The organism is Candidatus Jordarchaeum sp., assembly GCF_052745115.1.
Genome location: NZ_JBRAKS010000149.1, coordinates 1 through 9,194 on the forward strand (window position 1 = coordinate 1; position 9,194 = coordinate 9,194).

The 9,194-nt window shown below is 38.0% G+C and carries 7 protein-coding genes; 5 read left to right on the forward strand and 2 right to left on the reverse strand.

Annotation, left to right across the window (positions count from 1 at the left end):
- Positions 1-147 precede the first annotated feature (147 nt).
- Positions 148-1,287, forward strand: coding sequence for a hypothetical protein (locus ACUVXA_RS11485; protein ID WP_445871405.1), 1,140 nt, complete (start codon positions 148-150; stop codon positions 1,285-1,287).
- Positions 1,288-1,671: 384 nt separating this feature from the next.
- On the opposite strand, the gene ACUVXA_RS11490 is transcribed toward ACUVXA_RS11485, so the two are convergent.
- Together ACUVXA_RS11490 and ACUVXA_RS11495 are read right to left on the reverse strand one after the other, a co-directional pair.
- The gene (locus ACUVXA_RS11490) at positions 1,672-3,306 is read right to left on the reverse strand and encodes an AMP-binding protein (RefSeq protein ID WP_445871406.1); all 1,635 of its coding nucleotides are present in this window, start codon (positions 3,304-3,306) and stop codon (positions 1,672-1,674) included.
- A gap of 97 nt (positions 3,307-3,403) precedes the next feature.
- Positions 3,404-4,969, reverse strand: a complete 1,566-nt coding sequence (locus tag ACUVXA_RS11495; RefSeq protein ID WP_445871407.1) for an asparagine synthase-related protein — start codon at positions 4,967-4,969, stop codon at positions 3,404-3,406.
- Between the two features lie 82 nt (positions 4,970-5,051).
- Here ACUVXA_RS11495 and ACUVXA_RS11500 point away from each other — a divergent pair, with 82 nt between their 5' ends.
- From ACUVXA_RS11500 to ACUVXA_RS11515, 4 genes are all read left to right on the forward strand, one after another.
- Positions 5,052-6,350: an alkaline phosphatase family protein gene (locus tag ACUVXA_RS11500; protein WP_445871408.1), complete on the forward strand. Its 1,299-nt coding sequence runs from the start codon at positions 5,052-5,054 to the stop codon at positions 6,348-6,350.
- Between the two features lie 26 nt (positions 6,351-6,376).
- A complete protein-coding gene (locus ACUVXA_RS11505) occupies positions 6,377-7,081 on the forward strand; it encodes a glycosyltransferase (protein WP_445871409.1) in 705 nt (234 codons plus the stop codon).
- Between the two features lie 109 nt (positions 7,082-7,190).
- Entirely contained in the window at positions 7,191-7,808 is a 618-nt protein-coding gene (locus ACUVXA_RS11510) for a PHP-associated domain-containing protein (protein ID WP_445871410.1), read from the forward strand.
- A gap of 119 nt (positions 7,809-7,927) precedes the next feature.
- Positions 7,928-9,034: a hypothetical protein gene (locus ACUVXA_RS11515; RefSeq protein ID WP_445871411.1), complete on the forward strand. Its 1,107-nt coding sequence runs from the start codon at positions 7,928-7,930 to the stop codon at positions 9,032-9,034.
- Positions 9,035-9,194 lie beyond the last annotated feature (160 nt).

Here is a 9,194-nt window from a genome sequence, read left to right on the forward strand (position 1 = left end):
AGGACATCCTACCAATTAACAGCAAGGGGTGACAAATGTCCCTAACTTCTACAACGAATTTAAAACAGTTTTTCGAGAAAAAACAAATAAATCGGTTAAAACAATAATAATATTAAAAGCAAAATGAATAAATTTTGAGGAATTTTTATGTCTTCAGAAGACAACTCTGTAGTCTTCGAACCCTTTTCGAGGAAAGCGAGTATATCTGGAAGTTCCTACTTAGTGCAAATAGGTAAAGTGGATGATTACTGGTCAATAGCAATCTTCAGGGGAAAAGACCTCGTAGCAGTGAAAAAGGTAGGCACACTTGACCCTAATGTGCTAACTAGTGTTATTGGTAGCAGCATATCTCTACCTCTGATATCCCCCTATTCCATAGCGAGAAGCTTAGGTAATATAATAAGTGAAGCAAAAGTGAGAAAATACCCCATCGGGGCTACACCACCTCCCGGGGAGGGCCCACAACCGCCTACTCCCGCTTATGGTCCGGCTCCTACGCCGGCTCCAATTCCAGAAGAGTCCACTTCCATATCGCGATCGGACTTTGAATCAACGACTGGTTTTAAAAGAATCTCCATGCCCGAGGACTCTTATCAAGAAGAAATAAGTCCTGTAGAGGAGCCTGTACAGGAATTAATTGAACCGGTGGGCGAGGAAAGATTTAGGGAGAAAGAGTTGCCTGAGGCAGAATCCTCCGAGGAGATGCTAGGTGAGTTTGCTACTGGGCCTAGTACTGCTTTTCGTTCCATGTTTGAGGCCGAAGAGGCGCCAGTTGAACCAGTGACTCGTGAAGCTGCGGCTCCATCAATAAAAATCGCAGATTTATCGCCTCTAGAAAAGTGGCAAAAAGGAGTTTCCGGTCTGTCTTTCTTCTTGGACATAGCGATATCCTACATGAAGAAGAAATACAGTAAAGACCTGAGCAAATTGTGGGATTACTATAGAGATATAGAGACTAAAAACTGGAAGGCAGCCAAAGATATGAAATTTACAGAGATTGTGAAAACGCTGGTAAACATAGATAGAGCTATGGGCTCCGAGATAAATATTCAAGAGTTTACCGAAAATACTTTCAAGGCTAAGATTACAAAATGCCTTAGCAGAAACTATAAAGAAAAGTATAAATCTGCTCTTGACTTACCAGACGAATTTCCTTGTATTCTGTGCAGAATCAGAGGCGAAGCAATAAGTCGCAATCTGGGATACTACTTTAACATAATAGAAACATCCGAAGGATGCCAGATAGAACTGGCCTCCTCTGCGAAAAAAGAAAGATTGATAATCTAAAATTATTACTAAACCAGTAATTCCATGAAATCTATTTCACCTATTTCATAATATTTGGAAAAAAGGATTCTAAAAACTTTTAATTCCACATAATCGGAAAAATAAAAATACCAAAGCAACACAAATCGCAAAATTTTTAGTTCCTTTTTTTCAAAAACCCCTCCAGTTTACCAAAGGCTTCTAAAATCTCTAAGCTGGGAAGGAACACGATTCTAAAATGGTCTTTACCATATATTGGAACGCATTAAACCACCAACAGTAATCATACCCAAGTGAATAAAAATATTAAGTCAACCCTAAAACTTCAATTAAAAATAAGATAAAAATTTGAAGGAGCCAAAAAGAAGAACTCCTTCATTTCAAAAAATATACGAGCCTAAATTTTTATTCTACTCCCATTTTTTTCTTTTCCTGTGCAATTAACTCACGCCGCAGAATCTTACCTGAAATTGTCTTAGGAATGCTGTCCACAAATTCGACCTCGCGAATCTTCTTGTAAGCAGCAATGTTCTCACCGACCCAATCCATTATATCCTGTTCCGTGACTTTACCCTTTGAATCCGGCTTCAAAATTATGAAAGCCTTGGGAATCTCACCAACATCCAGCTCAGGGGAAGGCTTACCAATGACCGCTGCATCAAAAACATGTGGGTTCCTAAATAAGAGATCTTCTAATTCAGCGGGCGCTATACTCCAGCCTTTATACTTGATCATTTCTTTCAAACGGTCAACAAGATGCTCATACCCCTCTTCATCAATATATGCCACATCACCAGTTCTTAGCCATTTCTCACCGGTTTTAGGATCGGTCCAGAACGCACTCTCGGTGGCTTCGGGCCTATTCCAGTAACCCTTCATGACTTGGGGACCCCTAATAACTAACTCTCCAACTTGTCCGGGCTCGGGAAGTTCTTCACCGGTTTCAATATCAATGACTTTATGGTAAGTGTCGGGAAGCAGAGTTCCTTGGGACTCCATTTTTCGGCGATACATGGGGTTAACAGCCACAACAGGTGAGGCTTCAGTTAGTCCCCAGCCGTGCTGCACAGTCACTTCTTGAGCGTTGCACTTCTCTTTGGCTAATTTGTCAAATCTTTCAAGAAGCTCCATAGGAATAGGTGCAGCGCCGTTATTGAAAACTTTGAGGTTTGACCAATCGTATCCTTTTATGGCTGGGTCTTCAAGATGTCTTACCACCGCAAGGAATATTGGTGGTACACACAGGCTGTATGTTACTTTATGTTTCTCTATGAGTTCGCAGAATTGTTTGACATCGAACCTTGGTACAATCACTTGTGCTGCACCTGACCATATTGCGGCGTTCATACAAACATTTAGCCCATAAATATGGTAAAGAGGAAGCACATTCATTGCAACATCTATTTCGCTTATATCAAAAACCTGAGATATTTGGACCACATTTGAAACCAGATTGTAATGTGTAAGCATGGTTCCTTTAGGCAGTCCAGTTGTTCCACTCGTGTATACCAGTGCCGCTAAGTCTTCCTTTGCATTGAATTTCACTTCTGGTGGATCTGGTTTTGTTTTAGACATTAGTTCTGACCATCCGATTGTACCTTCTGGTTTCTCTCCAAACTCCATTACTATTATGTTTTTGAGTCTAGTTTTGTCCTTGACCGCTGCTACATTAGGATACATGAGTTGGAAAACTATCATTGTTTCTGCTCCAGAATCGGTTGTTTCGTATTCTACCTCGTATTCTTTGAATAATGGATTCATAGGCACTAGGATAGCCCCTGTCTTCCATACTCCATAACATGCTATTTCCCACTGGATAAGATTAGGCCCATATATAATTACTCTGTCTCCTTTTTTCACCCCTAGCTCTTTTAACGCTGTGGCAAATATGTCCACCTGATCTTTAAATTGTTTAAAGGTCATCTCTGCGGGATATACAAATGCCGGTCTGTCCGGAAATCTCTCAACCGTCCATTCCAAAATTTGGCAGGCTGGCACTTCAGGATAATAAAGGTGACCCCTTTTGAATTGAACCACCATATTACACCTCCCAACTATGTTTAAAAGATAAAATCTGAACTTTATTTAGATTTCGCACATCAAGTAATTATCTCCTAGTCTTGAGTGTTTAATTGTTTCATATGATATTTTTTACCAGTTCCTCTAATTCGCGTTTTGTGCCGGGAACTTTTTTTAGTCTAGCCACTGTTTCGATATACAGCTTTAAAGGACTATGGTATCCATATTTTTTGCTTAGATTTTTGTTGAATCCATTTTTTTGGGCCAGTTCTTGCAAAAGTTTATAACTATAACTACCATACTGCATAGCAATCTTTTGACGTTCAACTAAAACTTTTGGAAGTCCTATTCTCTCAGCAATTTTTCTAAGAATAAATTTCCTTATGCAGATCGAGTCGATTTTTACAATTTTATAACGAGGCGGAATGGATAAAGCATACTTTACCAATTCACAATCGAGGTAAGGTAATACTAATTCGACTGAATTAGACATACTTGCAGCATCATCTCTCTGAAGATTTTCTTCCGCTATATTCTTAATATCATATAATAGGGCCCTATGTAAAGCAGTGTACCCTCCAGATTCTAGAATTTGAATATATCTTGCATATCCTCCAAAGAGTTCGTCTGCACCAGTTCCAGACATCATGAATTCTAAGTCGTCGTTTTTTGCTTGTAAAGTTGAAAAATATACAGGTAGAGCAATGCTTACTTGCAGTGGATTGGTTTCTTCAATCATGTAAACAATGTTTGGCAGTTTTTCCTTTAGCTTTTCTAAAGTCATATAGTAAAATTTGATCGGTAATTCCAATTCCTCTGCAGCCCTCATTGCGCCTCTAATATCTTTCGAATTTTCTGCACCGGAACAATATAAAATAGGTTCATATCCTAAATCCTTAACAATTTTGGTTAAAACAACGCTGTCTAGCCCCCCAGAGAAAAGCACGCCAAATGGTTTTCTTTTTTTGAGCCTTTTTTCTACGGATTTTAATAATAGGTTTAGCAGCTCTTTTTCAGCTTTTTCAAGACTCACCTCCTTAAAATATTGTTCTTCAAGATTTTTAATATAATTAATTTTAATTCCCGATTCTCTTATAACTGCCCAAGACGAGGGAGGCAGAGGGTATGTATTAAACATGCCTATGCTCCAAAGAGCCTTTCTTTCGCTTGCGAAAGCTATTCTTCCCTTCTCTTCGGATATGTATAGTGGTTTAACACCTATACGGTCTCTAGTAATTAGGAAATAATTTTTATAGAATAATGCAAATGCATATATTCCCTCCAGAAATTCTAATGTCCTCTCCACCGCATTCGAAACATTCTGTTTCTCTGAGAGGAATTTTTTGAAAACTAGTAAAATTGATTCTTTATTATTTAAAAGTTGACTACCTGTCAAGTCCTCGATTTGCCTTTTATTGTAAATCTCCCCGTCACATACGAGTGATAAATCTAATCCTTCATACTGAAAGGGCTGTTCAACATCCCTAGAGACAACACCAATGCCTTTACAACCTTTTATATTCTGATTCAATAATTTCTCAATTCCCTTTACTTTGCATATACTATGATCTATATCTATTCCCGCAAATTTAGAGCCTCTATGAGTTGTTTCCCGAAGCATCTTTACTAAGTACTGGAAGACATTTTCTCCATTTTTGCCATAGACACCGACTATTGAACTCAACTGTGCGACACCCTTATTTTCTTTAAATCGTGCTATTTTATATTATCCTATCTAAAGATAGTTACTTTAAGGAGAAAAATAAATGCAAGATATAAACATAGTTAAACCGCTTTTCGACAACGAGGATCTTTTCATTCCGAATTATAATCAAAACATTTTCATGGCCATGCCTACAGCCTTTCAAATTTTGGGGGTAAAAGTTAGTGATCGAAAAACTCTTTTTGAAAATAAAAATTGTAAACGGATGCTTGAGGAAAACGATTGCTTGGAAGCAAAATATGTTGTTAACGTGATGGTGGACTCTCTCGGCACCCAACAATTCCTGCTAGCAGACAGATTTCTCAAAATTTATAAAAAAATTAATGGAATAGTCTTAAGCTCAATTTTTCCAACAATCACATCCGCTGCAATTCCCTCTATTCATTTTGGCTTACCCCCCGAAAGACACGGTATAATGGGACATAAGATTCTGTTTCCTCAACTAGGCACTATTGTAGATACACTTAAGATGGCTTCGGTTAAATCTCCCAACTACGACATGCTATATCGCAGTGGAATAGATGTTAAACTATTATTATTAGAAGAGGGAATCTATAATATTTTAGACGAAGAAGATGTACTCCACACTGAACTACTACCCTGGAATATAGCGGGCACCGGCCTTTCACATCTACTGGGAACCGAAAAAAACAGTATCGGCTATTCAGAACTGATAGATGCTTTCTCAGTGGCAAAGCGAATATTAGAAAAGTATGAAGGACGCAAAACTCTAATCAATATTTATATCGGGTTACTTGATTCTATGAGCCATACTTACGGTCCTTTTAGTGCGGAATACAAGCATGCTATGAACTACTTTGAGACAACTCTTCTTAATTTTATAAAAAGTTTAAACGAAAATATAGCCAAGAAATCGGTTCTAACCCTATTCAGTGATCACGGTCAAGATGAATTAGAAATGGAGAAGAAAATAAAATTAAATGAGACCGAGATTGCGGAAGTTTCAAAATTTTTAAGATTTCCTCCAGGTAGGTCAGGACGTGTACTACATTTTTATGTAAAAGAAGATTGTTCACAGAATTTGATAGAATGGCTTAAAGTAAAAATAGGTGATGCAGGTGTGGCTTTTACATTCGACGAAGTTCAAAGTAAGCTTTTACCTGAAACTAGGACTCCAGAGGTCATTCGATCCAGAGTGGGTGATGTATTACTAATAATGAAAAAAGGAGGGGAAATGAGAACAGAAAAAGAAGAGGAAAATAATGAAACTGAAATTATAGAGAAGACCTTTTTAGGTTCACACGGTTCCCTAACTTATAATGAAATAACAGTTCCTTATCTTGCATCAAATATTAATAGGTTAAAAAACCTCATACAATGATGTAAAAATTCTTTTGAGTGACAGAGATGGTAAAGATATCTGTTATCATACCAACTTTAAATGAGGAGAGCTATCTTCCCTGCTGCATCAAATCTATATTAAATCAGAGTCTGCGTCGAAACATGTACGAAATAATTGTGGCTGATAGTCACAGTTCTGATAAAACTCCTCAAATAGCAAAAAAATATGCTGACTACTTACTAGATGTTCCAAGAAAAGGCGCTGGGGCTGCCCGAAATGCGGGAGCCGAAATCGCGAAGGGCAAGATACTATTATTTTTAGACGCCGATACCATGATCCGTAGAAATTTAATGAATGAAGTTTTAAAGAGTTTTAATGAAAAGCAAATTGTGGGCGGCACCTGCGACATTTACCCCAGCGATGGCACTTCTTTTGGAAACGCCTTTTTCAAGCTTATCAATATTATTTATAGAATAGTTTATCTCTTTGGTAGACCTCACGCCCAAACCAAGTGTTGCTTTTACCGAAAAGATGTTTTTACAGCTCTTAAGGGGTTTACGGAGGATTTAATTGTTACAGAGGATCAAGAAATAGCGTGGAGAGCCGGTAAAATAGGAAAAATGATTTACCTAAAAACCACATCCGCTTATTCGTCAATGAGGAGAGAAAAAACATTGGGTTACACGAAAACATTAGTTAAATGGGTCAAAAACTACTTTAATGTCCTGCTATTTAAACAATCTGAACACTTTTGGCATCCCATAAGATAAAACTAGTCATAGATATTAAGAGAAAGATGATGAAAATATTTGACAAAGATTTAAAATTAAAATTTTTTTACTATAATTTCCCGAATCATCAAGCCTCATAGTGGTTATAATGAGTTTAATCGATATGCATATCCACACCACATTCTCATCCTGTTCTAAGATTAGTATTTATGAGGCTCTGGTTACCGCGATCGACCGAGGGTTAACTGGAATCGCAATAACAGACCATGATACAACAGAAGGGGCCTTGAAGGCAAACCAGATTCAAAGCAAATATGAAATCCAAGTTTTCATCGGGTGCGAAGTAACATCACTCGAAGGCCATATTCTCGCCTACGGGGTCTCAGAGAGACTACCCATAAAACTTCACGCTGAGGATGTCATTGATAGGATTCATAGTCTTGGGGGAGTAGTAGTAGCTGCCCATCCCTTCAGAAATGCAGAAAGCAGTTTAAACAATAAAATATTCGAACTAGACTTGGACGGCGTTGAGGTTTTTAGTCATGTTCCCAAGAGGAGTGTAAACAGAGAGGCGAGAAGTGCTGCTATTGAGCTGGGAGTTGCTCAAATAGGTGGAAGTGATGCTCACGAATCCCGATACATAGGAAGGGTAGCCACTCTATTTAAAGACGAAATACCTGGTGAGGATTCTTTAATAGAGGCTATAAGAAAAAAGGCCTGCAAACCGGTTGTACCCCGAAAAAGCCCGAGACACCGGTCAAGATAAAAAGTGTATATATTATAAATGGAAAAAATTAAAACATTATGTAAAATTTAAAAGTGAAACAGGTTTCACCTTAGTTTGCTTAGAAAGGAGGAATAATTATTAGATTCGCTTCAACCGGAATGGGCAGCCATCCTATAGACGATGCAAAACAGGCAGCATTGGATATCGTTGAATCTGGAACCAAGATTCCCTACTTTCCTCAAACCGTAGGAGATGATATGATATACCAGTTTCACAACATAATTCCAGGACTTGTTTTCGAAAAGGGATCTGCTAAACTAAATTTTAAAGACCCTAAGATTGTGGAAGGAATAGAAAATTTTCGGAGCAGATTGGCTCTTAAAAAAATTAAAGTAGAACCCTCGGGGCTATCAATAGAGGAAAAATACCTTAAGGGCCTTTATGCTCTAGAGGAAGTACTTCAAGAAAAGGAGGTAGATATTTGGGGAATAAAAGGGGAATTGACTGGTCCTCTTACCGAAGCTTATAGTATAGAAATACTGCCATGGAAGAAAAAAGCCATTTTCGACGAGGAAGTTTTTAAATTGGTTTTAGATACCTCTGCAGAAATTGCACACTGGCTATCTAATCAGCTACAAAAACTTACTAGAAAATTTATAGGTAAAGAGGGGGAAACCATACTATTTCTCGATGAACCATTATTCCCTTTGTGTTTAAAGGATTGCACCGATCCAGACAAAATGATAAAAGCAGTCGACCATCTTTTAAAGAGAATTAATTGTAGAAGGGGCATCCACATATGTGATAACCCGATAACCGTAATAGACAGTGTGCTTGAACTGGAGATAGATTACCTTTCATTTGATGCCAGAAGATACCCGGCAATACTCGAAAAAATAAAAACCGAAACACTCCAAAAATATTTAGACAGGGGGAAGGGTTTTGCATTTGGTTTAACACCCAATTCCCCCGAGGAAGTATTTGGCGAAGAAAACATATATGAGGTCCAAAGGGGCAAAAAAGATCCATACCATTTTCTTCCCGAGCCCAGTGAAATAAAAAACAGAATGGAAACCATAATTTCTTCAATTGAATCTAAGATAGATGTAATCTCTCTACTTAAACAGTCTCTCATTACCCCACAGTGTGGTTTTAGAAATTTTACTATTCCGAACTCCAAAATGGGTGAACAACTGGTAAAAAATTTGCTAGAATTACAAGAAAAGGCAGCAAAAGAAGTAAGAGAAAAATACAAAATAAATTAATTTAACCCACTTTCTGCACCTTTGATTTATTTTTTCCTATTTTTGTAAAATTTAAGCCTGTGGGGGGGAGAAGCCTCCGCGTTTTTGAGCAAAACCATCAAAAGAGTGTGGCTTATTTTGTGTGATGACTCCAGAGGGTGCCGGCTTCTGCGTCCCTGGC